Genomic DNA, 26,249 nt, shown 5'->3' with positions numbered 1-26,249 from the left:
CTATAGCAGTAAAATTACAATAAGTAGCCCTGCTAGTACCCCTAAGCTCTTGATCATTTTTTCGTATTGCAGTTGTAATGCTTTCGCTTCTCCTTCTTCTCTCTCCAAATGTGTAATACATAAGCGAATATGTTTTTGTTGTGATTCACGATCATGTTGCCCGAGCGTTTCACCAAATTGCTGCAGTATTTCATACTCAGTTTGTTGAAATGCGGTTAACTTCCAGTTCTCTTTCAAACTATCTATCCACGCTTCTCTTACTGTTTGTTCTCCACTTTCTAGTTTTTTAGCGAAACTTTGAAATATCCAATTTAATGGCTTCGGCATTTGTTTCACTAATCGCTCGGCAGCTTCAGATAAAGGTGTGTGTCCATACATAATTTCTGCTTCTAATGATTGTAATGCCGCCTTTAATAACCTAAGTTGCCGCGGTCTCTCACTGTACCTTTTAGCGTATGAAAATCCGAAAAAGGTGCTGACAGCAACTATTAATACCGCACCAAATATTTTCACCATACGCCTTGCGCCTTTTTATGAGGTAGTACTGGTTTTCCAGCTCTATCTTTCACTTGCATTACCGTTCCTGGACCTCTCGCTTTTGACAATTCCACAAACCTGTCAAACACGCCAAGTTCCAGCACCGCTTTTAGTGATGGCCGCTTTACAACATCTTCATAGGAAAATCCGTGTGCACTTATAAAAAGCTGAACACCTGCATGCACCGCTTCCATAATTGCTTCACTATCTTCTTTACGGCCAATTTCATCTACGATCAAAATATCAGGACTCATAGAACGAATCATCATCATCATTCCTTCAGCCTTTGGACATGCGTCTAACACATCGACTCGTGTGCCAAAATCATATTGCGGGATTCCTTTCACACAGCCAGCAATTTCTGATCGTTCATCAACAATCCCCACTTTACAGGAAGGAATTTCCGAAGCACTTACCCCTTGACTCATGCAGCGTGCCACATCTCTTAAAAGTGTCGTTTTTCCCGTTTGTGGAGGGCCAATTACCATCGTGTTTAACCATCTTGTTTCATACAAATATGGCAAAAGCGGTTCAGCAATTCCTATTTTTTGACGAGCGATACGAATATTAAAGGAAGAGACATCACGAATCATTTTCACTGCGCTTTTTTCTGTAATGACTTTTCCCGCTAACCCGATTCTATGCCCCCCGCGAAGCGTCACATACCCACGTTTTAATTCCTCTTCCATCGTATAAATTGAGAATTGACTTAACTTATTCAATAAGTAAATAGCATCCTCTGCAGTAGTGATATAGTCATAAAAAAATACCTTTCCATGTGCAATACACTCTAGCGGTCTTCCAATTCGAACACGAATTTCCTCTAAAGCATCGTATTGCTTACATTCTTCAATTAAGTACTTCATCGTTTTTGGTAAAACTTCTAATACCTCTTTCATCGGCTTCTCCCCACTATACTCGACTTACTATTTCAGTAATGCGATAAAAATACAGCAAATTCCAAGCGCTAGAAAAAAGAGCTTCAAGAAAGAAATTTCACTTGCTACACTCGCTATCCCAATTGTCATTGTTAAAATTAATACGGTAGGTCCAACAAACGCTAACATACCATTTATAAACAACGCTTTCTTCGCATCATTCACATAAAGCATAAGCAAAGCAGCAAATATCTCCGCACTACCTGAAAATAATCGAAGTGCTCCCATAACAAGCACGGATGTTTCCATTGCCGCTAGCCACTGTTTCATTCTTCCACCTTCTCCCGTAACAGTTACTAACTTCATATTCTAAAAAAGAATATATTTGTACAACCATATGCAGAGGTTGTCTATTTCAGAAGCAAAAACATAACTTTTCTCTAAAGTCTGCATTTTAATCTGAATATTCATATTATTTTATGGTATATTATGGTATATTTAGTTTAAAAGGGGTATAAGCCATGCAGCACGTCACTTTATTACCACTAGATTTATGCTATACAAATGTGATTTTCGAGCTATCAAGTGATCCACATATAAAAAATGCATTAGGGCTAACGGTAGAAAACATCGAAGACACGAAAACATTTCTTCTTTTCGCAATAGAAGAAGAACATCAAAAGAAATCATTATCGAGAATGATTGTGAATGAAGAGAATGAAATAATTGGCCTCACCACACTTAAACATATTAATAATGAGAAGAAGCAATCTCACATTGGTAGTTGGCTCGGCTATCCGTACTGGGGAAAAGGCTATAACGAGGCTGCTAAAAAAGAAATCTTTAAAATCGCTTTTTTAGACTTACAACTTTCCTACGTATTTGCTGGTGCTAAAACGAATAATATCCGCTCGTTAAAAGCACAAGAAAAACTACCTTATATTTCATTGCATGTGGAAAACAAGTTTCCAGACGAACACGCTGCACTAGAGAAAGAAGTAAAGTCAACTTGCTCTCTGCATGTCGTGTCACGTGAAAATTTTTTAAACTGGTTGGAATTACAGAGTGAGGAGGAAAAATATGAAGGCATTGAAAATTAGTTTAACCGTTGTAGTAGAATTAGCTCTTATTTATCTTTTTTCATTGTTGGTCGGTTGGTCATTTATAGAGACCTTTTTCCTTGGTAGTTTAGGGATATTTGCAATTATGTGGTTAATTATTATGAGTAACCATAGAAATAACATTACAGATCACGCAATAAGTAAAACATTAACTGGCGTTGAGACTGGCGAAATAAAACCATTTCAAATTGTTTTGACTCCATCTATTATGGCTACTCTTTCACTTGTTTTAGTAAGTTTTATTATAACCACTATTTACTATCTACCCTATTTCCTATAAAAAAAGCACTCGTGATTATCACGAGTGCTTTTCTACTATGCACGAGAAACGTATTTACCTTCACCAGTGTTGATGATAAGCATTTCGCCTTCGTTAATGAAGATTGGTACTTGTACAACAAGACCAGTTTCTAATGTAGCTGGTTTTGTTACGTTAGAAGCAGTATCACCTTTAATACCAGGCTCTGTTTCTGACACTTTTAATTCAACTGTATTCGGAAGTTCAACACCAAGTACTTCGCCTTGGTAAGTCATGATTGCTACTTCCATGTTTTCTTTTAGGAATTTAAGCTCGCGCTCGATTTGTTTTTCACCAAGCTCGATTTGCTCATAAGTTCCGTTATCCATAAATACGTGAGCCTCACCACTTGCGTATAAGTATTGCATACGACGGTTTTCGATGTGTGCTTTTTCTACTTTCTCACCTGCACGGAATGTTTTCTCCTGAACAGATCCTGTGCGAATATTACGTAGTTTAGAACGAACGAATGCAGCACCTTTACCTGGCTTTACGTGTTGGAAATCAAGTACTTGCCAAAGGGCATTGTCCACTGAAATTGTTAAACCTGTACGAAAATCGTTTACTGAAATCATGTAAAAAAATCCTCCTGTGTATTACAAAATAATAAGTTCTTTTGGTGATTTCGTAATTACTTCATTACCTTCACTTGTCACAATGATATCATCTTCAATACGTACGCCGCCAATACCTGGAATATAAATACCTGGTTCTACTGTTACAGCCATACCGGGTTCAAGTACTGTATCAGAACGGAACGCTAAACCTGGCGCTTCATGGATTTCAAGACCTATTCCATGACCAGTAGAGTGTCCAAAGTATTCACCATATCCTTTTTCCGTTATGTAATCACGCGTTAGCGCATCAGCCTCGCGACCTGTTAAACCAGCTTTAATACCGTTCACACCACGTAGTTGTGCTTCTAAAACGATATTATAAATTTCTTTTAATTTATCAGATGGTTCACCGACTGCAATCGTACGAGTAATATCAGAGCAATATCCTTTGTAATAAGCGCCGAAGTCTAATGTAACGAAATCTCCTGTTTCTATCACTTTTTCAGATGCCACGCCGTGCGGTAATGCCGAACGAAGACCTGAAGCAACGATAATATCAAACGAAGAAGATGTTGCTCCTTGTTTTCTCATGAAAAATTCAAGTTCATTTGACACTTCAATTTCAGATACTCCCGGGCGAATGAATGATAGAATATGCTCAAAGGCAGCATCTGCAATCTGTGCAGCTTCCTTTAATATCTTAATCTCTGAATCAGTCTTTATCAAGCGTAACTTTTCTACAAGTCCAGAAGTTGGGATAAATTCAGCATCAATCGCTTCCTTATGCGCTGAATAAGAACTATATGTAAGAGTATCTTGCTCAAAACCAAGCTTTTGAATTCCAAGCTCTTTCACTTGCTTTGCCACTTCATCAATGATTAATCCTGCGTGCTGTACAATCTCATATCCAACCGCTTGTTTACTTGCCTGCTCGACGTAACGGAAATCTGTAATAAATTGCGCACGATCTTTTGAAATAAGAACTACACCTGCTGTTCCTGTGAAGTTAGCCATATATCTACGACTATGTTCATTTGTTAACAAAATACCGTCAATGCCAGCCTCACCAAATGCACTTCGTAATCTTTCAATTTTCTCCATTACTTTATGCCTCCCTCAATTTCTCCATTAATGCAAATAACGCTAACTTATAGCCATAAAAACCAAATCCAACAATTTGTCCTGCACAAACAGCTGCCGTCACAGATTCGTGACGGAACGATTCACGCTGATGAATGTTAGAAATATGTACTTCAATAACAGGAATCGAAATGCTCGCAATGGCATCACGAATCGCATAGCTATAATGCGTAAATGCTCCTGGATTTAAAATGATCCCTTCATATATATCTTCCGCTTCATGAATAATGTCGATAATGGCACCTTCATGATTCGATTGGAAACATTCTAACTCCACTCCCATTGTTTCTGCTTCTTGCTTCATATCTGCTTCAAGTGTCGCTAGCGTGCCCTTTCCATATACATTTACCTCACGAACACCGAGGCGATTTAGGTTAGGACCGTTTACGAGGAGTAACTTTTTCATATTCTTAAAACTCCTTAATATTAAATATCTATACAATATTTTAACATAGGAGTTACTTATTTGAATAGTTCGTCTTCTCTTGTCCTTCTTGTTCTACTTTATTGCTATTTACTGCGTAAGAAACAGAATATGCTATAAACACACCATACAATATAAAAATACATATTGTCGTCACAATTGTCTCTTTTGGTAAATGGAGCGCACTTTTAATAACAGGGGCCATTAAACCCATCCCAAAAAACAGCAATGCCCACCAAAATAGCCCATAAATAATTCCCGGAATAACCCCTTCAAACTTCGCAAAAAATGCTTTATACAAAAAGGCAATCAAAATTGAAAGAAGTCCCATACACACTATTCCTGACACATTGCCCCATACACCTTCTTTCCAACTTCCAAACGCAAATGGTAAAAGGAAATAATTCGGTCCCGCCTCCGTAAATGAAAATATATGAAGGAAATACCATATCCCGCCCCAAAAGATTCCACCAAACAAACCAATCTGCACAAAATTCCTTGTTCCTAATTGTTCTTGACTCACATCGACACCTCCACTCAATAGTATGCCCGAAACTATTTTGAAGCATGTTTAAATCCTGCGAAATTTGTCTATAAAAAGAATAAGAAATGTCCGACTCTCATAACATTTTCCCTTGTCATCTACTTGTATTTGCCGATAAAATAAAGGAAACTCGGTGATTGTCTTATTTCAAAACGACAGAACCCAGTATGACAATTGCCTCTTTTTCTACATAAGAGAGAAACAAATACAGGTTGGTGTTAACATGGCAGAAGAGTCAAAACAAATATATGGCGGGCAAGCGGTCATAGAAGGAGTTATGTTTGGCGGTAGAGAATATACTGTTACAGCGGTTCGTCGTAAAGATAAATCGATTGAATTTTATCGATTACCACGCGTTCGTAATAAAGTATTATCTACGCTGAAAAAAATTCCATTTTTACGAGGGATTGCCGCTATTGTGGATGCAAGTGCGAATGGAGCAAAGCATTTAAACTTCGCTTCAGAACGATTTGACGTCCACCCAGAAGATGATGAACAAATTGCAAATAAAAAAGAAGAACAATCAAAATTAACGATGGTATTAGGAGTTGCAGCGGTTGGCGTTTTATCTTTCATATTCGGTAAAGTCATCTTCACAGCAGTTCCTGCACTATTAGCTGAATTAACGAGACCGATTTTCCCATCTCATACCGGGCAAATCATTGTCGAAAGTGTCATTAAGCTCATGCTATTATTGAGCTATATATACTTTATTTCTTTAACCCCACTTATTAAGCGGGTATTTCAGTATCACGGTGCGGAGCATAAGGTAATCAATGCTTACGAGAATAACCTTCCTCTGACTGTAGAAAACGTTCAAAAGCAAACTCGTCTCCATTATAGATGCGGCAGTAGCTTTATTATATTTACAGTCATTATTGGAATGTTCGTTTATTTCCTCGTCCCTACAGATCCTCTTTGGGCACGAGTTATAAACAGAATTTTATTAATTCCAGTTGTACTTGGTATTTCTTTCGAAGTATTGCAATTTACAAATCGATTACGAGATATTCCCGTATTACGCGTACTTGGATATCCTGGATTATGGCTACAACTATTAACAACGAAAGAACCAACAGATGATCAAGTGGAAGTAGCAATTGCATCGTTTGAAGAATTATTACGTTTAGAGAACAAACAATAATTATTTAAAAATGGTGTTCAACTCCTTTCCTCATCGTTAATATACTAATTTCAATATATGTTTTTAGGAGGTGTTCCTTATGAATGGTCGTTCGTTTACTTTCGCTATATTTGTGCTTATTATCGGATTGGCAATATTCGGCCTTGTTTCATCTGTTATTACAAATCCCATGGGTGTATTAAGAAATATCGGGTACATGTTACTTGTTGTCGGTATCTTTTATTTGCTATACAAGATGTTTACAAATTCCAGTGGTTCTGCAAATTCGCAAAGCTCATATAAGCGTGCGGCAAAACAATCGAACCGCAAACATGGGAAACAAAATGTAGCACCCCTAGGCAATTCTTTCTTTAAGTCAAATACTTCTAATGACAAAAGTAAAAAAGGGGATTCTTCCACTTTGAAACGAAAAAGAAAACAGTCTCATTTAACTGTCATTGAAGGCAAAAAAAGCAAAAAGAAAGACCGTGCTTCCTTTTAGGAAATACGGTCTTTTTTTATACTTTGAAGCACTTCTTTTAAACTTTTCTCTCTCATACTTTCAATTCGAAGATGATGATTTTCAAATGGTAAATTCCGTGTCACATCATTAGGTACAACAACGCACATTAATCCCGCTGCAACTGCTGCTCTCAATCCATTTAATGAATCTTCAAATACAACAGCTTCAGACGGCTTAATTCCTAACTCTTCTATTGCAACTCGATAAAGAGCTGGATCTGGTTTTACCTTCTCAACATCTTCCCTCGTTTTAATTACTTCAAAATATTCTCGAATCTGTAGCTCTTCTAAAAAATGAATAACCCATTCTCTAGATGAACTAGAAGCTAGTGCGATTTTCAATCCCATTTCTTTCGCTTCTTCTAAATATTCTTTTACCCCGTCACGCGCTTCTGGTATTTTCATTTTCTCTTTATGTAAAGTTGCCACTTTTTCTTTTAATACACTTTTGTTAAACTTCTCTTTTAATTGATCATTTAAATATGCAAAAAGCACCTCATCTGTTGTTCCAATGCATTTCGCAAATTCCTCTAAAGGTAGCTCTCCGCCGTATTCACGAACAGCATCTCTGAAAGAGTGAAACCATATCGTTTCTGTGTCCACAATTAATCCATCAAAATCAAAAATAATTGCTTTCATAATTCTCCCATCCTTTTCGAATTGAAATAAAAAAGGAAACGCCATCCGTTCCCCTTAATTACTTTTCTCTTCATTTGCTTTTTGAACACCACGAAGTGTTTCCACTCGAACCTCATCTTGTTCAAAGTATTGTACTAAATCACCGATACGGTCAATTGATTCCCAACTTAAATGATGTTCAATTCCTTCTACATCATTATAAATTTTGCTTTCATCCACACCGATAATGCGCATAAACTGTTCTAACAATTCATGTCGATATACGAGACGTTCCCCGATTTTTTTACCTTTTGATGTTAATACAAGCCCTCTATATTTTTCATAAATTAGATATTCGTCTTTGTCTAATTTTTGTACCATTTTTGTTACAGAGGATGGATGTACACTAAGCGCTTCAGCAATATCAGATACACGGGCATAACCCTTTTCATCAATCAACAAATAAATTTGTTCAATATAATCTTCCATACTAGGGGTAGGCATCGGTTTCCTCCATCCAATTTCATTTTGCTTATTCCGTACGAAGCAATCAATAAAATGATACACCAGAAAGAATAACGTGACAAGGTGGAAACGAGCCTAAATCTGCAAAAGTGAAAAGAACCTGCATTCAAATACAAGTTCCTTTCATGTAAAATATTGAATTTCTGCTTCAGGAAAAAAGTGATGAATATATCCTCGAATCGTTTCTTCCAATACTTCTGCATCATCTTTTTTATATACATATTTCCCAATTCCATATCGTCCCCATTTATACTTTCGCTTCTCTTCATCCATTTCAAGCTTCGTATTTGGATAACGCTCTTGAATAACCTTTTTTGCTGGTTTCGTAAAACGATGCTGAATTAATTCAAACGTTAAATTTGGTATCGTCATATCTTTCAGCGCATTGTACAGTCGTTCAAATAATTCGCGGTATCCTTCTTCCCATCCCTCATGCATATAAAGTGGTGCAACTATAAAACCAAGTGGATAACCTGCACCTGCTACTTTACGAGCCGCCTCAATTCGCTCTTCAAACGGCGATGTCCCTGGTTCAAAATTTTTAATTACATATCGTGAATTTATACTAAACCTGAAACGAGTTTTCCCATTATGCTTTGCATCTAATAAATGATCAACATGCGAATATTTCGTAACGAAACGTAAACGCCCATATTCACTTTCTCCAATGAATTCAATCGCCCGCTTTAATGCATGTGTTAAATGATCAATCCCAACAATGTCTGATGTACACGCCGCTTCAAATCTTGTTATTTCAGGTTCTCTTTCATCCATATATTGCTTTGCCTTCTCAAATATTTCATCGAGATTCACATACACGCGAACGTAAGGCTTACTCCCAAGTGTCGTTTGCAAATAACAATAATGACAATGCCCCATACACCCTGTTGCGAGCGGGATTGCATATTCAGCTGACGGTTTTGACGTATCAAACTTTAATGTCTTCCTCACCCCAACGACAAGCGTTGCCTTTGCATTACGATACTTTTGCAAATCATTTTCACCTGGCAAATTTCTAATTTGATTATGAGATGTCGTTTCACGAATCTCTAGTCCCATCTTCGTAAACTTCTCATACAGCTCTTTTCCAAGTGGATATTCAAGTGCCTTCGGTTCAAAGTAAACGAGTTTTGGCATAAATGGTTTCATACGCTTCCCTCCTCTCGTTAGTATGGGAAACGTTTAAAAATTAACACGCATTAAAGTTTTCCACATCAGTAACTTGCGTTGCAAGTTACTGAATGTTATAATTTGGATACCAGCTACCTTGCAAGGCAAGTTACCTGAATAAAAGGTGGTGAAATCATGCACAGCCAAATGTTAAAAGGTGTGCTCGAAGGTTGCATCCTATACATCATTTCACAAGAAGAAGTGTACGGATATGAACTGAGTACAAAATTAAATAAACACGGATTTACATTCGTAAGCGAAGGAAGCATATATCCGTTATTGTTACGTATGCAAAAAGAAAAATTGATTGAAGGAACATTAAAAGCCTCCTCACTCGGTCCAAAACGTAAATATTATCACGTAACCGAAAAAGGATTAGAACAGCTTGAAGAATTTAAACAAAGCTGGGGAATGGTTTCAACAACCGTAAACAACTTATTACAAGGGGAGTGATAGGGAATGAAGGCGAAAGATTTAATCGAACTAAATAACGAAAAGCGTAAATTATTAACTACAGAAAATGAAACCGCCTATAGTGACATGTTAATATACATTCGCTTAGCTAAAGTACCAGAATACCACGCGGAAGAACTGCTAATTGAAATTCTCGATCACCTTATTGAAGCCCAGCAAGAAGAAAAAAGTGCTTATGATATTTTTGGCGACGACTTACAGGCATACTGTGATGAACTAATTGCTGCCCTACCGAAACAAAGTTTACGGGAACAATTATCGATTCCTTTATTTATAACTAGTTACCTGTTAGCAATATATTTTGCTATTTCTTCCGTAATTGCATTGGTATTTCCCTTATTTTCAAATGAAGCACGTTTTAAATTTGTACACATTGATTTCATTTATCTGTTCGCATTTATCTTGTCCGTACATCTTATGATACGTTTTGTTTTCGATTTTATTAACACTGATTTATTTAAAAATAAAACAACTGTTTGGAGGCATATTGGAGGATTTTTAATACGCCATAGCCTATGGATACTATTAATCGGTATTTCATTTTTATTTATTAAACAGCCCTATACTACATTACAAATCTCACCTTGGATCGGTGCTTTACTAGCCATCTCTTGCTATGCACTATACAAAATCTTCTTCAAAAAAGAATATTTAGCCTTTCAAAAGGAGTGACGATATGATGACTGAAAAAGAAATGGCTAAGTTGAACAATGAAAAAAGAAAGTTATTAACACCTGAAAACGAAGTTGCTTATGGTGATATGTTAGTATATCTTCGAATATCAAACGTACCCGAGCAACAAATGGAGGAACTGTTACTAGAAATATTAGATCATCTCATCGAAGCACAAGCTGAAAATAAAAATGCTTATGACATCTTTCGAGATGATTTACAGTCTTATTGTGATGAACTTATATCAGCTTTACCTACCCAAACAAAGTTAGAAAAAACTTCTCTAATCGGTTTTGCTATTAGTTTGCTTCTTGCTATACAGTTTGGAATCGATGCAATTGTTTCATTTTTCATTTTAACTTTTGGAAAGAGTACGGAACACTTCACCCCAGCTTTTAGTGTCCCTGGAACTATTTTGTCTGTTTCACTCATTATTCTAGGGATACTGCTTATTTTGTATTTTTTAAAGCGTTACTCCTTTGATCAAAAAACGACTTGGAAAAGAAGAATTCTATTTGGATTTACGTTCGCTATCCCATTTTGCGCATCTGTATTTTTACATGTTTATTTTAAGAAGCAACCTTATCTCATTTATCATTTAACATTTTGGCAAAACGCCTTAATTGCTATCTTATTTTTTATTTTATATAAATTACTATATAAAAAATCAAATTTTTAACAGCCTTTCAAAAGGCTGTTTTTCTTCTGTCTAATTTTACAAATTGAAAAATTTCATAAAGAAAATAAGAAAAATGCAAAATAATTAAAGTTAATTGTTGACGTGATGCTTTTATTATCGGTATCATAAATCTTCGTGAGCAATTATTTTTCGTTATACGATTTTTTTATTATTACTGAATTTTTGAGAGGAGAAATTAGATGTCAGTTAAGAAGAAAACGCAAGTACGCACCGGCAAAATGGTACGTGAACTAATGTTAGCAGACGAAGATGTAAATGCTTCGCTAATTATGGTATATAGTGAAAACGGTGTAAACGCAGAAATTAAAATCGAGGGCTTAACGCCGAAATGTAACGAAGAATTATTTTTGAGCGGAAACGTGGATTGGAACAAGAGTGTTATTTATAAAATTGTTGATTTCACTGGAAACGCTGAAGTTGGTAAAGTTACATTAACAGCGATGAACAAAAACAATGTTTCTCTAGAAATTGAACGCGTTATGTGGAGTAAAGAAAATAAAGAAGCTGCCGAGCAAGAAGAAACACAGGTAGAAGCAGCACCGAAAAAAGAAGTAGTTGTAGAAGCTCCAAAAGCAATTACACCTGCTCCTAAGCCTGTTACGCGTGTGGAAACACCTGCTATGGCACCTAAACCTACTCCGGTACCGACACCGAAGCCAGTAAGCGTAGAAGCGGCTGTAGAACTAACTACTCCAGCACCTGTGAAAAAAGTAGTCCCTACTCCAGTTACAAAGCAAGAGACAGCACCGGTTGCTCCTGCAAAACCGAAGCAGCCTGCTTTGACTGAAACAAATTCAAAACTACAAGAAAATTATGTTAAACTCGTGAAAAAGACAATTGAAGTTTGTCAAGATTACGAGCTTGGCATCGACATAGATGATTCTATTGAAAGCTTAAAAGAAGAACTACAAAGCCAAGGTATTAGCGTTACATTTGATAAAGAAATTATGGACGTTGTAAGTCGTCTTCGTTCTTTACAAGATAAAGGAATCAAAGTAGAAAAAGTACTTAATTTACTATAAAAAAATAAGAGGTGGCAATTGCCATCTCTTATTTTTTATAATTCCACTCATTACTTTCATACTTTTCTTTCGCTAACGTTTGAACTTCATGTAACTGTTCTTCTGTTAATTCATATGGAACAAGTTCTACATCCAATCCTTTTTCAAACCCAATTTCAAACGCTTTAATTAACTGTTCTATCGTAAATGTACGGTCTGTTAATTCATTAATTACTACTGCTTTAGAAGAGAACATACTCTTCATACGTTCCTTCACACGTTCATTTGGGAATAAAAATAGATCATATAGTTCATCTAAATCAATTTCTAATGGAATCGATCCATGCTGTAAAATAACACCTTTTTGACGTGTTTGAGCACTACCAGCAATTTTTCTTCCTTCCACTACAATTTCATACCAAGATGGTGCATCAAAACATACACCTGAACGTGGATTTTTCAAATTTTCACGATCTGCTTCTGTTTTTGGAACTGCATAATATGCTTCTAACCCTAATGCCTTAAAACCATCTAATAAGCCTTGCGAAATAACACGATACGCTTCTGTAACTGTTTTTGGCATATTCGGATGATCTTCAGACACAATAACACTATACGTTAACTCTTTGTCATGTAGTACACCCCTGCCGCCTGTTTGACGACGAACGAATCCATATTTCTTTTCGTTAACTACATCCATATTAATATCTTTCTCAACACGTTGAAAATATCCAACTGTTAATGTTGGTACTTCCCATTCATAAAAACGAATTGTTGGCGGCATTTTCTTTTCACTTTGCCAACTTAACAAACATTCATCTAACGCCATATTAAATGCCGGTGAACATTGACCAGAGTTAATATAACACCATTTTTCTTTTCCCATCCTGCACCTCATATAACCAATTATTTTTCACATTCTCTAGTCTACCAAATTCGACAAAATTTGTGAAAGAATACGAAATTTCTTCTTATATGCAAATGAATCTGTTGCATAAATACATATGGGCATTATAATATTGAAAGTAGGATAAGAAAAAAGGGAGCGATAGAATCGTGTCAACAACTTGGATTATTTTATTAGCCGTAATCGTAGCATTTATCGGCTACACTGTATGGATGTACTTCTATCAGAAAAAATTAATTAAAACTCTTACAGAAGAAGAATTTCGCGCTGGCTACCGTAAAGCACAGCTTATCGATATTCGTGAAACAGACGAATATAACGCAGGGCACATTTTAGGTGCACGTAACATTCCGTTATCACAAATTCGCCTTCGCCATAAAGAACTTCGTCAAGATCAACCTGTTTACTTATATTGCCAAAGCGGATTCCGTACAGGTCGTGCAGCGCAATACTTAAAAAAACAAGGCTACAAAGATTTCTACCAATTACAAGGTGGATTTAAATCTTGGACAGGCAAAATTAAAAAGAAATAATAACATACAAAAAACTAGCTGAATAAATCGGCTAGTTTTTTCATTTCATCTTGTTCGCAATGTATAATAAATTCTGCTTAATCGTTTCTTTATCGTTCTCTTCTACATTCCGATACAATAGCTGATATTCAATTCCTTTCTCTTTCCATATAAGCGTAGCAAATTCGTCACCACGTTCATAATCATCTTTATTTTTAAAATAAGCAGACGTTCTATTATTCAGTTTCATTTGTTCTTGAAATCGCTTCTCTTCCACGAGATCCGGAAAACTATAAGGAAAGTTCGCGACATTTAACTCAATATACTCATTTCGACCTGGCTCCTGCTGTTTATATTTAATCGTTAAGACAGCGTTCTTTTTCCCAAGCGTTCTTACTTCACCCTTCACATCACTTGTAATGTCGTACGGTAAAAACGTTGGAACTTTAAACTTCACCGGAAAATATTTTGGAAGTTCCTTTAGCGGAATAGGATCCGTAACACGATCCATAGCTCCTCCTGTTGTTCCCACAAAGTGTTTTTCTTCTTGCATCGTTTGCTGAAACGAACACGAACTAAGTACAAAACTAGAAAACACGAAACAAATGATTCTTTTTTTCAATTTGTTTCCGCCCTTTCATACCGCTCTCTTAACGAACGAAGCGTTGATATGCTCTTCATATTCGCTTTGTCATTAAACTCCACCTTTGAAAACTTTCCACGTTATTCTCACACATTTTGACAACACTTTTTGCAAACAAAAAAGACCCCTATCATTCTTACGCCCAAGTGAAAAGGTTACGCGAATAAAAAGAAGTCTTATTAATACCATAGTTTGTGAAAAGCTTTTCAGGTCAAGATTTTTTCTTTCTTATTATTTTCCCTTTATAATAAGGGAAAGAGGTGATACATATGGCCAATATAAAACAAATTGCTAAAACTGCTGGTGTATCGATATCAACTGTTTCTCGTGTCCTGAATAATCACCCTTACGTAAAAGAAGAAAAGCGTAAGCGTGTTCTAGATGCTGTTGAAGAATTAAACTACGCAAAAAATATAAATGCTGTCCATTTAATAAGAGGGAAAACATATACAATTGGCGTTATGCTTCCTTTCATTAACCTCCCCTACTTCAGTACCATTATTGAAGGAATCGGTAACGAAGCATTATTAGCTGGGTATCATATTAATTTATGCCAAACAAATTACGATAACCTTGAAGAGATTCGTGTTCTTGAAATGATGAAAATGAAACAATTTGATGGGATGATTATTTGCTCCAGAACGAGCTCTTGGGAACAAATCGAACCTTTCGCAAAATTTGCCCCTATTATTTCATGTGAAAAAATGAACCATCCCCTCATTTCATCCATCTACGTAGATCATTATGAAGGCTTCCGTCTCGGTACTGCCTATTTACTAAGTAAAGGCCATGAAAAAATCGGAATTTGTTTAGCGAGAAAAACAAGTGTAAATTCCATGGAGCGTGAAAAAGCATTCGCCGATACACTTCGTAACGAAGGGAAAACGTTGCATCCTGAATGGATTTTTCACCAATGCTATACAATGCAGGACGGAGCACAAATACTCCATCGTATTTTAAATATGAAAAATCGTCCAACTGCTATTTTCACAGCGAACGATCAAGTTGCAGCTGGTTTATTAACAGAGGCTCGAAAACATGGCATTCGAGTACCTGAAGACCTTGCTATCCTTGGATTTGATAATCATGAAATTTCAAAGGCATTAGAAATTTCCACAATTGAACATCCCGGTCTCGCAATGGGCTCACATGCTTTTTCTTTATTCCATAAGCAGATCCAAAGCGAGCAAATTGTCGGCAGTGCAAAAGAACTTTCATTCCATTTAATTGAGCGAGAGACTGTCTAAAAAGAGCGTTACCTATAACGCTCTTTTTCAGCTCTTCACCTATTGACATTATATTTTCCATCTCATATAATTAACCTAACGAACGGTAGGTAGGGGATGAAAATGACAGCAAACCGCATTAAAGCTGTAGCACTTTCTCATTTCGCACGCTACGGCTATGAAGGAACTTCATTGGCAAATATTGCTCAAGAAGTTGGGATTAAAAAACCATCGATTTACGCACACTTTAAAGGAAAAGAAGAGCTATATTTCATATGCTTAGAATCTGCTCTTCAAAAAGATTTGCAGAGCTTCACAGGCGATATCGAAAGCTTTTCCAATTCGTCCACTGAAGAATTGCTTTTAAAATTATTAAAAGGCTATGCAAAACGCTTTGGTGAAAGTGAAGAATCAATGTTTTGGTTACGAACTTCTTATTTTCCGCCTGATGCATTTCGCGAACAAATTATTAATAAAGCAAATGTACACATTGAAAACGTCGGAAAACTTTTATTCCCTGTATTTAAAAGAGCAAGCGAACAAGATGAGTTGCATAACATTGAAGTAAAAGACGCCTTAGAGGCTTTTCTATGCTTACTCGACGGTCTTATGGTTGAACTACTATACGCAGGTTTAAATCGTTTTGAGACACGTTTAGACGCTTCTTGGAAAGTATTTTGGCGCGGACTTTCAAACTGACGGATTGCTCCTTTGCAATGCGTCGTTTTTAAGCCCTTTACCTAACGACTGGTAGGAAGGAGAAATGACATATGGCATGGATTTATGTAATCATCGCTGGTATTATTGAAATCTTTTGGGTGATTGGACTAAAAAAAGCAGAGGCACCACTTGAATGGGCTGGTGTTGCGCTATTAATTACAATTAGTTTCGTCTTATTATTTAGAGCTTATAAAGATTTACCTGTCGGCACTGTATACGCAGTCTTCACAGGAATTGGGGCTGGCGGAATCGTTCTGACAGAGATTTTCGTCTTCGGAGAACCTTTCTCTATTGTAAAAGTATTATTAATTGGTTTAATCTTCTTCGGAGTAATTGGTTTAAAACGAGTAACAGAAGAAAAAGAAGCGAAGGAGGCCGCATAAAATGGCTTGGGTATTTTTAATTCTAGCTGGTATTTGTGAAATTATTGGTGTACTCTTTATGAAAGTAGCCACTGAAAAGAAAGGCTGGGCACCAAAAGTTATTTTAATCGCTAACTTCGCAGTAAGTTTCTTTTTCTTATCTCTTGCGATGGACACGTTACCGATGGGAACTGCTTACGCGATTTGGACTGGAATCGGAACTGCCGGTAGTGCACTTCTTGGTATTCTTATTTTCCGTGAATCAGCGGATTGGCGTCGTCTTGCTTTCTTAAGCTGCATTTTATGCGGCGCTGTTGGCTTAAAACTATTAAGCTAACGTGAGGTGAATGTCATGTGGAAAGAAAAAGGGAAGCAAATGTTAGCATGGATTACACTCGGGATTGTCATTCTATTGCAAATAAGTTTTCATATAATAGAATGGTTGTTTCATAAAGTAGTATCCATTCTCACATTCCTTCCTAACATGACACTTGAAATTATATCAATCGTTTGGTCCATTATTGCCTCCATTGCAATCGTCATTATATGGAGTATCGCCAAGCTATGGAATAAGTTATTTAAAAAGGACAGTACTTCTGAAAAAGAGTAACTGTCCTTTTTCGTATTCATTCAGATTTTCTATAAAAGTTAGATGCAATAAGACAAAGAAGACCAACTATGACAATACTTATACCAATTCCTTTATGCAAATTAGGAAACGGTGATGGTATGTCTGAATAAAAATTTGCTAATATGAGACCGATTGAAACGAAAAGTACCCCTATTCTATATAACCATTTTCTTTTGTTCATCATTCTCCCCTCCTAAAATTTTTCATACACTCCTTTCTTTTGGACATACTACCTAAAAAAGGAGTGAATAATATGCAAAATTCTATACATAAGCAAATCCTATTTTTATTTTTCCTATTTCTTATTCTCATCATCGTTTTCAGCTTTATATTACATACTCCGAAAGATGTACCAAATAGCGTTTCTTTTTATAAACTACTGCTCTCGTATTGTCGTTATTGAAGAAGGTGCCTTTTTTAAGGCACCTTTTAAAATTCTCTTTTTTCATATATTTTTACTGAAACGAAGATAGATGCTATGAACATACATATTGAACTAACGAATAACATGCTGTTATATAGTTGAATTTGTTCTAGGTTGATTTGAAACAAAGTTTCTACAATAACAATCGGTGCCATGAATATGACTATCGTAATAAAAATAGTTTTTTTATATCCTAGCCAAAACGATATCGGTAGAACAAAACTTAAATACACTAAAATAAAGCTAATACTAGTAAACACCGTTGTTTCAATAAATTCAAATATATTAGTTCCATTCTTTATCCCCATCGTAAAACAACCAATTGATACACTTATAAAAAGAATAATAATCGATACGACATATTTTGCAAATACAATTTCTTTTTTCACTATCGGTAAACTATTTACTATTATTTCACTCTCATTTTTACCATCCGCTTCAAACGTTTTTATCGTCGCCATAACTGTAAAAATGACCGACATAATTACGAATACATTTCCTGTATCTTTTAAGGCCATATAAAAGAGAATGGGATAGAGTATGTACCACATTAAGAATTTCCATTGAACGATGCAATCTTTTAAGATTAGTTGTTTCAAAGCTATTCTCCTCCCTATTACAAATCACGCTCACTATACAAATTAATTGAGAGTAACATAGACATAATATATAAAAGAAGCAGCCCAGCTATAAAACAAACATTTACGACTAAACTCGTGCTCCAAGCATTCTCTACATCTAACCATATGTTATTTACAATCACTCCACATAGTCCACCAACTATGCCTCCCATAAAATAAGCGGCCTGTTTCGAACCGCTATATTCTAACGAAAATTCAATTGGAAGTACGATCATGCTATAAACCAATCCTCCCGTTATTCCGCCAAGAATCGCTCCCCACAGCATAAATCCATTTATATGTTCATTTTGCAATTGAATTAGACCAACTAAAAGTGAGAAAACCACACCTAAAACAACTAAAATACTTACAAATATGTATTTGGCTATGACAATTTCCTTACGTTGAAGTGGTAAACTATTTAATATCTTTTCACTCTTATTTCTAGCCTCATAACTCGTCGACCATATTGTTCCAAGGAGAGGTATAGTTATACTAAGCGTCATAAGAACATTGTCGCTACCGAAATCAATAATTGTAAAGAAAAGCAAACATATAAAACTAATAAATCCTAACTTTCTTTGCAACATCATATCTTTTAAAACTAGTTGCTTGATCATGTATTACACCTCCTAGTATGAAAAGAGCCTCTTCTACAAATCACGCGCTTCATAAATTCTAATTGTAAGAAACATAGAAGCGATATAAGTACTAACTAATATAATGAATCCAACTATAAATACACCAATATGCATAGGATTTATAATCCACTCCATGAATGAAGGTGTTGTTTCATTCAGCCCATCACTAATAAATATCCAAAGTATCCCCCCAACTATTATTGAAGCTGCTGCTATTATACTTATTACCGCCTTCGATTTTGTAACATAGTAAATAGGAAAAAAAGTGACCATCCAAAATACGGCATAAACAATTCCATTTATTACTTCATACCATGAAATCTCAATATAAAGCTTAGGATAGTATGCACCGATATCACCAATAACAGCGATACCTCTTATAAGAAAAACAACTAGCATAGTAGAAATCATGCCACCTACAATGAATATTGCACAGGAAATATATCTAGCAATTATGATATCCTTTCTGCTTAACGGTAAACTATTCATAATAATTTCACTTGTATTTCGTTCATCTATTGCGACCAATATCATAACTGCGGAAAGAGTTATAAATAAACAACTCATAGGAAAAAGCATTCCATCACCGTTTTCAAATAAAAAGAATATAAAGGGTATAATAAGATACACTGGCCATATCCCCCGAAAAAAGAATAAATCTTTATATACGAGCTGACGCATAAGCACCTCTCCCTTTCGCAGTGTAAACGATGATATCGTCTAATGTAGGCTTTTCTATTACAACCTCATTTCCAAACCAATCGATAATTGCTTGTTTATCCTTCGCTAAACCTTCGAAACCGAATTTATTTTTTCGTAATCCAACAAATAGTTCTTTTCCTTCTCGATCTAATAAATCATTGCTTCCCTTTACGATTACGTAGTTCTCCATTAATTCATCTTTTTCACCAGTAAATATAATTTCTCCATCGTTGATAAACGTAATATAATCTGCAATACGTTCTAAATCCGTTGTAATGTGGGTTGAGAATAATACAGATACTTCATCTTCCATTACAATTTCTTGCAACATATCAAGTAATTCACTTCGGACAACTGGATCTAATCCTGCTGTCGGCTCATCCATAATGATAAACTCTGCATGATGTGAAAGTGCGATGGCAATCGCAAACTTCATTTTCATCCCTTTAGATAGCTCTTTAATTTTTTTATACTTTGGAACTTGCAATCTTTGCATATACGATTGGTATTGATTTTCGTCCCACTTTTTATATAACGGTGCAATAATACGTTTCATTTGTTCACACGTTAAATCTTCGTAATAATGATTTTCATCATATACAAAACCAATATTTTGTTTTATGTCCTTTTCGGCTTTCTTATTGTCTTTGCCAAAAATTTTTATATCGCCGCTATCTTTTCTAATTAAATTCATAATCATTTTGATCGTTGTACTTTTCCCAGCACCATTTGGTCCGACAAACCCCATAATATATCCTCGTGGTAATGCAAAACTTATATTTTTCACTGCAAAATCTTGATAACTTTTACAAACATTTTTTAGCTCTAACATCTCTTATTCCCCCTTATATAAACACGCAATCATCTGCTGCAATTCTTCAAGTGAAAGCTGCAACACTTTACTTTCATTCACAATCTCTTCCGCTTTACTTTCCAATAGGCGAAGCCTTTGTTCTTTTAATAGTTCATTATTTTTACGTGAAACATAAGTCCCCTTCCCAGCAACAGTTTCTATATATCCTTCTTTTTCAAGCTCCTCGTATGCACGCTTCGTTGTAATGACACTAATTTGTAATTCCTTCGCTAAGCTACGAATAGACGGTAATTGATCTCCACCCTTTAAACCGCCATTTAAAATAAGCTGGCTTAATTGTTTTCTTATTTGCACATAAATAGGGTCTTGGGAAGAATTCGAAATAATAATATTCATGTTTTCCTCCAGTGTGTGTATATACTGTGTATATCTTATATATACAGTATATACACAGCATCCTATTTTTGGCAAGAAAAAAAGACCAACATTTTCCTGTTGGTCTTTCGTATATGTATCACTTTTCAAAGCGATCTAACATCTCATCTCTCATTCCGAAACTTACTACTGCAATTCCTATATACATAAACAGAAGGAATGCCGGATGAACCGTGTTGTACCAGCTGCTGTCAACGATTAAGTAAATCGTTAATGCCACAACAAGAACAAACGCTAAGATAAACATATAAAAGTGTCTTGTACTACCCATGATAAACTCCTCTCTTCTCACTTCACCATTCAACAGTTTATTTTATCGAATAATTCGATATGACTCAAGGTTAACTTTCTGTTATGTAATCAAGTTCCACCTTTACAATGTCCTCACATGCTATTGAAATGATTGTTCCTTGTTTATCAATCGCCGTCACTTCTCTATTATCCATTACACGATTTGCTACTCTTTCTAACACTTTCCCTTGGTCTCGATAGCAAAATTCTTTTACATCTTTAATTGTTTCTCCATTTTCTAAATGGTATACCATTCTATAACATCGATATCCCACACTTTCACCCCCGTCTTGCTCGTTTTTTCACATATACATAAAAATGAGTAATTTTTGCCTCATCACATCTTCTTAATTTCAATAAAATTCTAACAAAAATAAATACTTTTATCAAACCGACTTTTTCAACAAAACTACCTATAAAACTACACCTTTACACCATTAGGAAACAAAAAATATAATTTTTTAACATTTTCTTCACTATTTCTGCATAAAGTGAAACTTTAATCAGTGGGGATTTTTGTTCATCCCCACTGATTATCAGTTGAACCAATCGGGCATTAACGGACAGTTTATCTCCCACCTGGCTTCTTTGCACCAGCTAAGTTTTGAGTTGGGAGTTTACTGTCCGTTAATGCGGGACAAATTATCCATACAAAAAAAGAACCCGCCGTAGCGAGTTCTTCTTTTGTTATTCTAATCAAACTTGTACAGGAGCTAGCTTTGCATAACGTAAAACTGGTTTACGTGCAGCCATCGTTTCGTCTAAACGTTTAATGACTGTCGTATGCGGTGCTTCTTGTACAACTTCTGGATTTTCTTCTACTTCTTTAGCGATTTGAATCATCTTATCAATGAAACCATCTAATGTTTCTTTTGATTCTGTTTCTGTCGGCTCAATCATAATACATTCTTCCACATTTAATGGGAAGTAAATTGTTGGTGGATGGTAACCGAAATCAAGCAGACGTTTTGCAATATCTAATGTACGTACACCAAGTTTCTTTTGACGACGACCTGATAATACAAATTCATGCTTACAATGTCTATCGAATGGAAGATCGTAGAATGGCGCTAATCTTCTCATCATATAGTTCGCATTTAATACAGCATACTCTGTTACTGCACGCAAGCCATCTGGACCCATAGAGCGAATATACGTGTATGCACGAACGTTAATTCCGAAGTTACCATAGAATGGTTTCACACGACCAATTGCTTCTGGACGGTCGTAGTTGAAGTGATAACCATTTTCCGTTTTTTCTAAAATTGGTTTTGGTAAGTACGGAATTAAATCAGCTTTCACACCTACTGGACCAGAACCTGGGCCACCACCGCCGTGAGGACCTGTAAATGTTTTATGAAGGTTTAAATGCACAACGTCAAATCCCATATCTCCTGGGCGCGCTTGGCTTAATACCGCATTTAAGTTTGCACCATCATAGTATAATTTACCGCCTGCATTATGGACGATTTCTGCCATTTCTAAAATATTTTCTTCAAATAGACCTAATGTATTAGGATTTGTTAACATAAGTGCTGCTGTTTCTTCGTTTACAACACGTTTTAAGTCTTCTAAGTCAACAAGGCCATTTTCATTTGATTTTACTGTAATTGTTTCAAAACCAGCTACAGTTGCAGATGCTGGATTCGTTCCGTGAGCAGAGTCAGGCACAATTACTTTCGTACGGTTAAAGTCACCATTCGCTTCATGGTATGCACGAATTAACATTAAACCTGTCCATTCTCCGTGTGCACCAGCTGCTGGTTGTAAAGTAACAGTATCCATACCTGTAATTTCAATTAAATGCTCTTGTAAGTCGTACATTAATTCCATTGCACCTTGTACTGTCTTTTCATCTTGCAGTGGATGAATATTTGCAAAGCCTGCGAAACGAGCCACGTTTTCATTAATTTTCGGATTATATTTCATCGTACAAGATCCAAGTGGGTAGAATCCAGAATCAACGCCGTGGTTACGGTTTGAAAGCGCTGTGTAATGACGCATAATATCAAGTTCAGATACTTCTGGAAGCTCTGCATCTTCAACGCGAATATAATCGCTCTCAAATACATCTTCTAATTTTACTTCTTCTACATCTAATTTGGGTAAGCTATATCCTACGCGGCCTTCTTTAGTCACTTCAAAAATAAGTGCTTGGTCTTGGTTCTTCATTGGATAGCCCCCATTTCATTTACAAGTGTGTCAATTTCCTCTTTTGTACGAAGCTCTGTTACTGCTACAAGCATATGGTTTTCATGCTCTTTATAATCACGGCCTAGATTGTAACCACCGATAATATTCTTTTGTAATAATGCATCGTTTACTTCTTTTACTGGACGTTTGCAATCTACAACAAACTCATTGAAGAATGGTCCAGCAAATGTTACTGTGAAGCCTTTCGCCTCAAATTGACGTTTTGCATACTGTGCTTTAGAAATGTTTTGACGTGCCATTTCTTTCACACCTTGTTTGCCAAGTGCCGTCATTGCAACAGAAGCTGCTAATGCATTTAACGCTTGGTTTGAACAAATGTTAGATGTCGCTTTATCACGGCGAATATGCTGTTCACGTGCTTGTAACGTTAATACAAATCCACGTTTACCATCTGAATCTACAGTTTGTCCAACAAGACGTCCTGGAATTTTACGCATAAATGCTTTCGTTGTTGCAAAGTAACCACAGTGCGGTCCACCAAACTGCGTTGGAATACCGAATGGTTGTGCATCACCGATTACAATATCAGCACCAAATTTCCCTGGTGGTGTTAATGCGCCTAATGATAATGGATTTGAAGAAACGATAAATAATGATTTTTGTTGATGAACGATTTTTTCAATATCAGCTAATTTTTCAACTTGTCCGAAGAAGTTTGGATATTGAACGATTACACAAGCAACTGTATCATCTACTTCACTTTGTAATACGTCTAAATCTGTTACACCATCTTTATGATTAATTTCAACAACTTCAAGATTTTGACCTTTTGCATACGTTTCAAGTACTGCTCTTGATTCTGGATGAACCGCGCTAGATACAAGAATTTTCTTTTTGCGAGTATGGCCAGCTGCTAACATTGCCGCTTCAGCTAAAGCTGTACCCCCGTCATACATAGAAGAGTTTGCTACATCCATTCCTGTTAATTCACAAATCATTGTTTGGAATTCAAAGATTGCTTGTAATTCCCCTTGTGAAATTTCTGGTTGGTATGGCGTGTAAGCTGTATAAAATTCTGAGCGAGAGATAACGTGATCTACAATTACTGGAGCGTAATGATCGTATACGCCTGCACCTAAGAAAGAAGCGTACTCTTTTAAGTTAGCATTTTTACTAGCCATTTGAGATAACTCTTTTAAAAGCTCTGGCTCTGATTTTGCTTCTTTAATTTTTAAATCCCCTTTAAAACGAACACTCTCTGGAATATCAGAGAATAACTCATCGATCGTTTGAACGCCGATCGTTTGTAACATTTCTTTTTTGTCTTCTTCTGTCATTGGAAGATAACGATGCAACATGAAATCTACCCCTCTCCCCGTTACTTTGAACGTTTATAAAATGGTGTTGGAACAACTACTGCTTTGACGCGTTTATTACGAATTTCAATTTCTACTTCTGTATCAACTGTTGCGTATTTTACATCAATTAGTGCTAAACCAATGCTTTTCTTTAACGTTGGAGATTGTGTACCACTCGTTACTTCCCCGATTTTTTCTTCTCCAATAAATACAGGGTAATGCGTACGAGGAATTCCACGTTCGATTACTTCGATGCCGACTAACTTACGAGGCGCACCGTTTTCTTTTTGCTCTTTTAACGTTTCTTTTCCAAAGAAGTCTGCTTCTTTATTTGGTTTTACCGCAAAGCCAATTCCAGCTTCAATCGGTGTAATATCTTTTGATAATTCTTGTCCATAAAGTGGTAATGTTGCTTCGAATCGAAGTGTATCACGAGCACCTAAACCACATGCTTTTAAGCCTTCTTCTGCTCCAACTTCAAGAAGTTTCTCCCAAAGTTTTGCAGCATCTTCACTCTTACAATAAATTTCGAATCCATCTTCACCTGTATAACCTGTACGAGATACAAGTGCTGGAATTCCATCTACAAGAATATCGTTTTTAAATTTAAAGAACTTAATTTCTTTCAAATCTTCTGACACAACTTTTTGTAAAATGCCTTCTGCTTTTGGTCCTTGAATTGCAAGCTGTGCAACTTCACTAGAAACATTGACTACTGTCGCATCGCCAATTACATGACTTGCTAACCATTCGTAATCTTTCTCGATATTTGATGCATTGATTACTAATAAATAGTCTTCTTCACCACGTTTGTAGATTAATAAATCATCTACTGTACCACCATTTTCGTAGCACATAGCTGTATATTGTGCGCCCCCTACCTTTAAGGTAGATACGTCATTTGTAACAACACGTTGTAAAAATGCTAAACTATCTACACCTTTTACTTCAACTTCTCCCATATGAGACACATCGAACAAACCTGCAGCTGTACGTACAGCTTCATGTTCTTCTTTAATGCTTGAAAATTGAACTGGTAATTCCCAACCACCGAAGTCGATTGTTTTCCCACCATACTTCGCGTATACATCAAATAACGGTGTACGTTGTAATGTAATCATGCTCTCTCCCCCTTATGCTTTGACAAATCAATAAAAGTTGCTTCCCTTTTCTAAACATTTTCATTCTGAAAAGATAGGATATACGGAATCTCATTATATTTTTTTATGAAAGCGTAAATAAAAAATCACTTTCTTGGATAAAATACGAAAGATTCCACACATTTCACACCATTATCCTAACATCATTCGCTATATTTCATCAATATTCTAGCATAAAAAATAATTTAGAATTTTTTATATTAAAACTCAATAAATACAGCTTTTAAGATTTAATACTTTATTATTGTCTATTGTATAGCCTTTAATAACGATAATCATGCCTTCTTTTAAGGCAAATCATCATACATTAAAAAATAATTACTTTAGTTTATAAAAGGTGGGAGA

The 26,249-nt window shown here is 35.9% G+C and carries 38 protein-coding genes; 14 read left to right on the top strand and 24 right to left on the bottom strand.

Annotated elements, in window-relative coordinates:
- From spoIIIAB to ACODS7_RS00290, 3 genes are read right to left on the bottom strand one after another with little or no spacing between them, the layout of a single operon-like run.
- Entirely contained in the window at nucleotides 1–516 is a 516-nt protein-coding gene (gene spoIIIAB, locus ACODS7_RS00300) for a stage III sporulation protein SpoIIIAB (RefSeq protein WP_016080319.1), read from the bottom strand.
- Complete coding sequence (gene spoIIIAA, locus ACODS7_RS00295) at nucleotides 510–1,436, bottom strand: stage III sporulation protein AA (protein ID WP_016080318.1); 927 nt, start codon at nucleotides 1,434–1,436, stop codon at nucleotides 510–512. The genes spoIIIAB and spoIIIAA overlap by 7 nt, the downstream gene beginning before the upstream one ends.
- Nucleotides 1,437–1,463: 27 nt before the next feature.
- Nucleotides 1,464–1,745 carry a YqhV family protein gene (locus tag ACODS7_RS00290; protein ID WP_000816050.1) on the bottom strand — a complete coding sequence of 94 codons (282 nt, stop codon included), beginning with the start codon at nucleotides 1,743–1,745 and terminating at the stop codon, nucleotides 1,464–1,466.
- Between the two features lie 191 nt (nucleotides 1,746–1,936).
- Here ACODS7_RS00290 and ACODS7_RS00285 point away from each other — a divergent pair, with 191 nt between their 5' ends.
- Together ACODS7_RS00285 and ACODS7_RS00280 are read left to right on the top strand one after the other, a co-directional pair.
- The gene (locus ACODS7_RS00285; RefSeq protein WP_098629392.1) at nucleotides 1,937–2,515 is read left to right on the top strand and encodes a GNAT family N-acetyltransferase; all 579 of its coding nucleotides are present in this window, start codon (nucleotides 1,937–1,939) and stop codon (nucleotides 2,513–2,515) included.
- Nucleotides 2,496–2,816: a hypothetical protein gene (locus ACODS7_RS00280; protein WP_043935930.1), complete on the top strand. Its 321-nt coding sequence runs from the start codon at nucleotides 2,496–2,498 to the stop codon at nucleotides 2,814–2,816. The genes ACODS7_RS00285 and ACODS7_RS00280 overlap by 20 nt, the downstream gene beginning before the upstream one ends.
- 35 nt (nucleotides 2,817–2,851) lie before the next feature.
- Here ACODS7_RS00280 and efp read toward each other — a convergent pair whose 3' ends face one another.
- Genes efp through ACODS7_RS00260 form a run of 4 tightly spaced genes read right to left on the bottom strand, consistent with a single transcriptional unit; the run spans nucleotide 2,852 to nucleotide 5,478 of the window.
- Entirely contained in the window at nucleotides 2,852–3,409 is a 558-nt protein-coding gene (gene efp, locus ACODS7_RS00275) for an elongation factor P (RefSeq protein ID WP_048563839.1), read from the bottom strand.
- Between the two features lie 21 nt (nucleotides 3,410–3,430).
- Nucleotides 3,431–4,492 carry a Xaa-Pro dipeptidase gene (gene pepQ / locus ACODS7_RS00270; protein ID WP_000411057.1) on the bottom strand — a complete coding sequence of 354 codons (1,062 nt, stop codon included), beginning with the start codon at nucleotides 4,490–4,492 and terminating at the stop codon, nucleotides 3,431–3,433.
- Nucleotides 4,493–4,496: 4 nt separating this feature from the next.
- The gene (aroQ, locus tag ACODS7_RS00265; protein ID WP_000735140.1) at nucleotides 4,497–4,937 is read right to left on the bottom strand and encodes a type II 3-dehydroquinate dehydratase; all 441 of its coding nucleotides are present in this window, start codon (nucleotides 4,935–4,937) and stop codon (nucleotides 4,497–4,499) included.
- A 52-nt stretch (nucleotides 4,938–4,989) separates the two neighbouring features.
- Nucleotides 4,990–5,478, bottom strand: coding sequence for a YqhR family membrane protein (locus tag ACODS7_RS00260; RefSeq protein ID WP_016080314.1), 489 nt, complete (start codon nucleotides 5,476–5,478; stop codon nucleotides 4,990–4,992).
- 244 nt (nucleotides 5,479–5,722) lie between these two features.
- Between ACODS7_RS00260 and ACODS7_RS00255 the strand changes: the two genes are divergently transcribed.
- Both ACODS7_RS00255 and ACODS7_RS00250 read left to right on the top strand, forming a co-directional pair.
- Nucleotides 5,723–6,643 (top strand): DUF1385 domain-containing protein, encoded by a 921-nt coding sequence (locus ACODS7_RS00255; protein ID WP_000807121.1) that lies wholly within the window; start codon nucleotides 5,723–5,725, stop codon nucleotides 6,641–6,643.
- A 79-nt stretch (nucleotides 6,644–6,722) separates the two neighbouring features.
- The gene (locus ACODS7_RS00250) at nucleotides 6,723–7,124 is read left to right on the top strand and encodes an SA1362 family protein (RefSeq protein WP_016080312.1); all 402 of its coding nucleotides are present in this window, start codon (nucleotides 6,723–6,725) and stop codon (nucleotides 7,122–7,124) included.
- On the opposite strand, the gene ACODS7_RS00245 is transcribed toward ACODS7_RS00250, so the two are convergent.
- The 3 genes from ACODS7_RS00245 to splB form a co-directional block, all read right to left on the bottom strand.
- Nucleotides 7,121–7,783, bottom strand: coding sequence for an HAD family hydrolase (locus ACODS7_RS00245; protein WP_029443288.1), 663 nt, complete (start codon nucleotides 7,781–7,783; stop codon nucleotides 7,121–7,123). The two genes, ACODS7_RS00250 and ACODS7_RS00245, sit on opposite strands and share 4 nt — an antisense overlap.
- 54 nt (nucleotides 7,784–7,837) lie before the next feature.
- Nucleotides 7,838–8,266: a transcriptional regulator MntR gene (gene mntR, locus ACODS7_RS00240; RefSeq protein ID WP_001143080.1), complete on the bottom strand. Its 429-nt coding sequence runs from the start codon at nucleotides 8,264–8,266 to the stop codon at nucleotides 7,838–7,840.
- Between the two features lie 144 nt (nucleotides 8,267–8,410).
- Complete coding sequence (gene splB / locus ACODS7_RS00235; RefSeq protein WP_098629391.1) at nucleotides 8,411–9,436, bottom strand: spore photoproduct lyase; 1,026 nt, start codon at nucleotides 9,434–9,436, stop codon at nucleotides 8,411–8,413.
- 156 nt (nucleotides 9,437–9,592) lie between these two features.
- Here splB and ACODS7_RS00230 point away from each other — a divergent pair, with 156 nt between their 5' ends.
- The 4 genes from ACODS7_RS00230 to ACODS7_RS00215 all read left to right on the top strand — a co-directional run bounded on the left by ACODS7_RS00230 (nucleotide 9,593) and on the right by ACODS7_RS00215 (nucleotide 12,325).
- Nucleotides 9,593–9,910 carry a PadR family transcriptional regulator gene (locus ACODS7_RS00230; protein WP_061677431.1) on the top strand — a complete coding sequence of 106 codons (318 nt, stop codon included), beginning with the start codon at nucleotides 9,593–9,595 and terminating at the stop codon, nucleotides 9,908–9,910.
- A gap of 6 nt (nucleotides 9,911–9,916) precedes the next feature.
- On the top strand, nucleotides 9,917–10,603 hold the full coding sequence (locus ACODS7_RS00225; protein ID WP_098629390.1) for a DUF1129 family protein: 687 nt from the start codon (nucleotides 9,917–9,919) through the stop codon (nucleotides 10,601–10,603).
- A gap of 7 nt (nucleotides 10,604–10,610) precedes the next feature.
- Complete coding sequence (locus ACODS7_RS00220; protein WP_098629409.1) at nucleotides 10,611–11,282, top strand: DUF1129 domain-containing protein; 672 nt, start codon at nucleotides 10,611–10,613, stop codon at nucleotides 11,280–11,282.
- A gap of 200 nt (nucleotides 11,283–11,482) precedes the next feature.
- On the top strand, nucleotides 11,483–12,325 hold the full coding sequence (locus tag ACODS7_RS00215; RefSeq protein WP_043935934.1) for a hypothetical protein: 843 nt from the start codon (nucleotides 11,483–11,485) through the stop codon (nucleotides 12,323–12,325).
- Nucleotides 12,326–12,353: 28 nt separating this feature from the next.
- Here the strand turns inward: ACODS7_RS00215 and ACODS7_RS00210 are convergent, their stop codons facing one another.
- Nucleotides 12,354–13,190, bottom strand: a complete 837-nt coding sequence (locus ACODS7_RS00210) for a lipoate--protein ligase family protein (protein ID WP_243168080.1) — start codon at nucleotides 13,188–13,190, stop codon at nucleotides 12,354–12,356.
- 170 nt (nucleotides 13,191–13,360) lie between these two features.
- On the opposite strand from ACODS7_RS00210, the gene ACODS7_RS00205 reads away from it, so the two are divergent.
- A complete protein-coding gene (locus ACODS7_RS00205; protein WP_000108654.1) occupies nucleotides 13,361–13,744 on the top strand; it encodes a rhodanese-like domain-containing protein in 384 nt (127 codons plus the stop codon).
- A 40-nt stretch (nucleotides 13,745–13,784) separates the two neighbouring features.
- Here ACODS7_RS00205 and ACODS7_RS00200 read toward each other — a convergent pair whose 3' ends face one another.
- The gene (locus ACODS7_RS00200) at nucleotides 13,785–14,321 is read right to left on the bottom strand and encodes a DNA polymerase III subunit delta (RefSeq protein WP_142333805.1); all 537 of its coding nucleotides are present in this window, start codon (nucleotides 14,319–14,321) and stop codon (nucleotides 13,785–13,787) included.
- Between the two features lie 314 nt (nucleotides 14,322–14,635).
- Between ACODS7_RS00200 and ACODS7_RS00195 the strand changes: the two genes are divergently transcribed.
- The 5 genes from ACODS7_RS00195 (at nucleotide 14,636) to ACODS7_RS00175 (ending at nucleotide 17,284) form a co-directional block, all read left to right on the top strand.
- On the top strand, nucleotides 14,636–15,613 hold the full coding sequence (locus ACODS7_RS00195; protein ID WP_050844511.1) for a LacI family DNA-binding transcriptional regulator: 978 nt from the start codon (nucleotides 14,636–14,638) through the stop codon (nucleotides 15,611–15,613).
- A gap of 96 nt (nucleotides 15,614–15,709) precedes the next feature.
- Entirely contained in the window at nucleotides 15,710–16,291 is a 582-nt protein-coding gene (locus ACODS7_RS00190; RefSeq protein WP_002005730.1) for a TetR/AcrR family transcriptional regulator, read from the top strand.
- A 71-nt stretch (nucleotides 16,292–16,362) separates the two neighbouring features.
- Nucleotides 16,363–16,695: a DMT family transporter gene (locus ACODS7_RS00185; protein ID WP_000312344.1), complete on the top strand. Its 333-nt coding sequence runs from the start codon at nucleotides 16,363–16,365 to the stop codon at nucleotides 16,693–16,695.
- Between the two features lies 1 nt (nucleotide 16,696).
- Nucleotides 16,697–17,011, top strand: a complete 315-nt coding sequence (locus tag ACODS7_RS00180) for a DMT family transporter (protein ID WP_016080306.1) — start codon at nucleotides 16,697–16,699, stop codon at nucleotides 17,009–17,011.
- 15 nt (nucleotides 17,012–17,026) lie between these two features.
- A complete protein-coding gene (locus ACODS7_RS00175; RefSeq protein WP_016080305.1) occupies nucleotides 17,027–17,284 on the top strand; it encodes a DUF3975 family protein in 258 nt (85 codons plus the stop codon).
- Nucleotides 17,285–17,300: 16 nt separating this feature from the next.
- Here the strand turns inward: ACODS7_RS00175 and ACODS7_RS00170 are convergent, their stop codons facing one another.
- The 12 genes from ACODS7_RS00170 to gcvT form a co-directional block, all read right to left on the bottom strand.
- Nucleotides 17,301–17,486 (bottom strand): hypothetical protein, encoded by a 186-nt coding sequence (locus ACODS7_RS00170; RefSeq protein ID WP_042969072.1) that lies wholly within the window; start codon nucleotides 17,484–17,486, stop codon nucleotides 17,301–17,303.
- A 248-nt stretch (nucleotides 17,487–17,734) separates the two neighbouring features.
- Nucleotides 17,735–18,328 (bottom strand): ABC-2 transporter permease, encoded by a 594-nt coding sequence (locus ACODS7_RS00165; protein ID WP_098629387.1) that lies wholly within the window; start codon nucleotides 18,326–18,328, stop codon nucleotides 17,735–17,737.
- Nucleotides 18,329–18,345: 17 nt separating this feature from the next.
- Nucleotides 18,346–18,969: an ABC-2 transporter permease gene (locus tag ACODS7_RS00160; protein ID WP_098629386.1), complete on the bottom strand. Its 624-nt coding sequence runs from the start codon at nucleotides 18,967–18,969 to the stop codon at nucleotides 18,346–18,348.
- Nucleotides 18,970–19,002: 33 nt separating this feature from the next.
- Nucleotides 19,003–19,671 (bottom strand): ABC-2 transporter permease, encoded by a 669-nt coding sequence (locus ACODS7_RS00155; protein ID WP_098629385.1) that lies wholly within the window; start codon nucleotides 19,669–19,671, stop codon nucleotides 19,003–19,005.
- Nucleotides 19,652–20,524, bottom strand: a complete 873-nt coding sequence (locus ACODS7_RS00150; RefSeq protein ID WP_098211700.1) for an ABC transporter ATP-binding protein — start codon at nucleotides 20,522–20,524, stop codon at nucleotides 19,652–19,654. Before ACODS7_RS00150 ends, ACODS7_RS00155 begins: the two co-directional genes overlap by 20 nt.
- 3 nt (nucleotides 20,525–20,527) lie before the next feature.
- Nucleotides 20,528–20,902, bottom strand: coding sequence for a GntR family transcriptional regulator (locus ACODS7_RS00145; protein WP_002111795.1), 375 nt, complete (start codon nucleotides 20,900–20,902; stop codon nucleotides 20,528–20,530).
- A 118-nt stretch (nucleotides 20,903–21,020) separates the two neighbouring features.
- Nucleotides 21,021–21,212, bottom strand: coding sequence for a hypothetical protein (locus ACODS7_RS00140; RefSeq protein ID WP_000535933.1), 192 nt, complete (start codon nucleotides 21,210–21,212; stop codon nucleotides 21,021–21,023).
- A gap of 70 nt (nucleotides 21,213–21,282) precedes the next feature.
- A complete protein-coding gene (locus ACODS7_RS00135; protein WP_000262496.1) occupies nucleotides 21,283–21,486 on the bottom strand; it encodes a DUF3929 family protein in 204 nt (67 codons plus the stop codon).
- 314 nt (nucleotides 21,487–21,800) lie between these two features.
- Entirely contained in the window at nucleotides 21,801–21,932 is a 132-nt protein-coding gene (locus ACODS7_RS00130; RefSeq protein ID WP_080990836.1) for a glycine dehydrogenase, read from the bottom strand.
- A complete protein-coding gene (gene gcvPB, locus ACODS7_RS00125; protein WP_048563832.1) occupies nucleotides 21,929–23,404 on the bottom strand; it encodes an aminomethyl-transferring glycine dehydrogenase subunit 2 in 1,476 nt (491 codons plus the stop codon). The genes ACODS7_RS00130 and gcvPB overlap by 4 nt, the downstream gene beginning before the upstream one ends.
- Nucleotides 23,401–24,744: an aminomethyl-transferring glycine dehydrogenase subunit 1 gene (gene gcvPA, locus ACODS7_RS00120; RefSeq protein ID WP_243168081.1), complete on the bottom strand. Its 1,344-nt coding sequence runs from the start codon at nucleotides 24,742–24,744 to the stop codon at nucleotides 23,401–23,403. Before gcvPA ends, gcvPB begins: the two co-directional genes overlap by 4 nt.
- 20 nt (nucleotides 24,745–24,764) lie before the next feature.
- Complete coding sequence (gene gcvT, locus ACODS7_RS00115) at nucleotides 24,765–25,865, bottom strand: glycine cleavage system aminomethyltransferase GcvT (protein WP_098138133.1); 1,101 nt, start codon at nucleotides 25,863–25,865, stop codon at nucleotides 24,765–24,767.
- Nucleotides 25,866–26,249 lie beyond the last annotated feature (384 nt).

This window comes from Bacillus sp. FG16, assembly GCF_057809515.1.
This window is presented reverse-complemented; position numbering and strand designations above follow the sequence as displayed.

Coding starts and splice junctions, on each gene's coding strand:
- spoIIIAB (WP_016080319.1), bottom strand. CDS start 516: ATGGTGAAAATATTTGGTGCGGTATTAATAGTTGCTGTCAGCACCTTT.
- spoIIIAA (WP_016080318.1), bottom strand. CDS start 1,436: ATGAAAGAGGTATTAGAAGTTTTACCAAAAACGATGAAGTACTTAATT.
- ACODS7_RS00290 (WP_000816050.1), bottom strand. CDS start 1,745: ATGAAACAGTGGCTAGCGGCAATGGAAACATCCGTGCTTGTTATGGGA.
- ACODS7_RS00285 (WP_098629392.1), top strand. CDS start 1,937: ATGCAGCACGTCACTTTATTACCACTAGATTTATGCTATACAAATGTG.
- ACODS7_RS00280 (WP_043935930.1), top strand. CDS start 2,496: ATGAAGGCATTGAAAATTAGTTTAACCGTTGTAGTAGAATTAGCTCTT.
- efp (WP_048563839.1), bottom strand. CDS start 3,409: ATGATTTCAGTAAACGATTTTCGTACAGGTTTAACAATTTCAGTGGAC.
- pepQ (WP_000411057.1), bottom strand. CDS start 4,492: ATGGAGAAAATTGAAAGATTACGAAGTGCATTTGGTGAGGCTGGCATT.
- aroQ (WP_000735140.1), bottom strand. CDS start 4,937: ATGAAAAAGTTACTCCTCGTAAACGGTCCTAACCTAAATCGCCTCGGT.
- ACODS7_RS00255 (WP_000807121.1), top strand. CDS start 5,723: ATGGCAGAAGAGTCAAAACAAATATATGGCGGGCAAGCGGTCATAGAA.
- ACODS7_RS00250 (WP_016080312.1), top strand. CDS start 6,723: ATGAATGGTCGTTCGTTTACTTTCGCTATATTTGTGCTTATTATCGGA.
- ACODS7_RS00245 (WP_029443288.1), bottom strand. CDS start 7,783: ATGAAAGCAATTATTTTTGATTTTGATGGATTAATTGTGGACACAGAA.
- mntR (WP_001143080.1), bottom strand. CDS start 8,266: ATGCCTACCCCTAGTATGGAAGATTATATTGAACAAATTTATTTGTTG.
- splB (WP_098629391.1), bottom strand. CDS start 9,436: ATGAAACCATTTATGCCAAAACTCGTTTACTTTGAACCGAAGGCACTT.
- ACODS7_RS00230 (WP_061677431.1), top strand. CDS start 9,593: ATGCACAGCCAAATGTTAAAAGGTGTGCTCGAAGGTTGCATCCTATAC.
- ACODS7_RS00225 (WP_098629390.1), top strand. CDS start 9,917: ATGAAGGCGAAAGATTTAATCGAACTAAATAACGAAAAGCGTAAATTA.
- ACODS7_RS00220 (WP_098629409.1), top strand. CDS start 10,611: ATGACTGAAAAAGAAATGGCTAAGTTGAACAATGAAAAAAGAAAGTTA.
- ACODS7_RS00215 (WP_043935934.1), top strand. CDS start 11,483: ATGTCAGTTAAGAAGAAAACGCAAGTACGCACCGGCAAAATGGTACGT.
- ACODS7_RS00210 (WP_243168080.1), bottom strand. CDS start 13,190: ATGGGAAAAGAAAAATGGTGTTATATTAACTCTGGTCAATGTTCACCG.
- ACODS7_RS00195 (WP_050844511.1), top strand. CDS start 14,636: ATGGCCAATATAAAACAAATTGCTAAAACTGCTGGTGTATCGATATCA.
- ACODS7_RS00190 (WP_002005730.1), top strand. CDS start 15,710: ATGAAAATGACAGCAAACCGCATTAAAGCTGTAGCACTTTCTCATTTC.
- ACODS7_RS00185 (WP_000312344.1), top strand. CDS start 16,363: ATGGCATGGATTTATGTAATCATCGCTGGTATTATTGAAATCTTTTGG.
- ACODS7_RS00180 (WP_016080306.1), top strand. CDS start 16,697: ATGGCTTGGGTATTTTTAATTCTAGCTGGTATTTGTGAAATTATTGGT.
- ACODS7_RS00175 (WP_016080305.1), top strand. CDS start 17,027: ATGTGGAAAGAAAAAGGGAAGCAAATGTTAGCATGGATTACACTCGGG.
- ACODS7_RS00170 (WP_042969072.1), bottom strand. CDS start 17,486: ATGAACAAAAGAAAATGGTTATATAGAATAGGGGTACTTTTCGTTTCA.
- ACODS7_RS00160 (WP_098629386.1), bottom strand. CDS start 18,969: ATGATCAAGCAACTAGTTTTAAAAGATATGATGTTGCAAAGAAAGTTA.
- ACODS7_RS00155 (WP_098629385.1), bottom strand. CDS start 19,671: ATGCGTCAGCTCGTATATAAAGATTTATTCTTTTTTCGGGGGATATGG.
- ACODS7_RS00150 (WP_098211700.1), bottom strand. CDS start 20,524: ATGTTAGAGCTAAAAAATGTTTGTAAAAGTTATCAAGATTTTGCAGTG.
- ACODS7_RS00145 (WP_002111795.1), bottom strand. CDS start 20,902: ATGAATATTATTATTTCGAATTCTTCCCAAGACCCTATTTATGTGCAA.
- ACODS7_RS00140 (WP_000535933.1), bottom strand. CDS start 21,212: ATGGGTAGTACAAGACACTTTTATATGTTTATCTTAGCGTTTGTTCTT.
- ACODS7_RS00135 (WP_000262496.1), bottom strand. CDS start 21,486: ATGGTATACCATTTAGAAAATGGAGAAACAATTAAAGATGTAAAAGAA.
- gcvPB (WP_048563832.1), bottom strand. CDS start 23,404: ATGAAGAACCAAGACCAAGCACTTATTTTTGAAGTGACTAAAGAAGGC.
- gcvPA (WP_243168081.1), bottom strand. CDS start 24,744: ATGTTGCATCGTTATCTTCCAATGACAGAAGAAGACAAAAAAGAAATG.
- gcvT (WP_098138133.1), bottom strand. CDS start 25,865: ATGATTACATTACAACGTACACCGTTATTTGATGTATACGCGAAGTAT.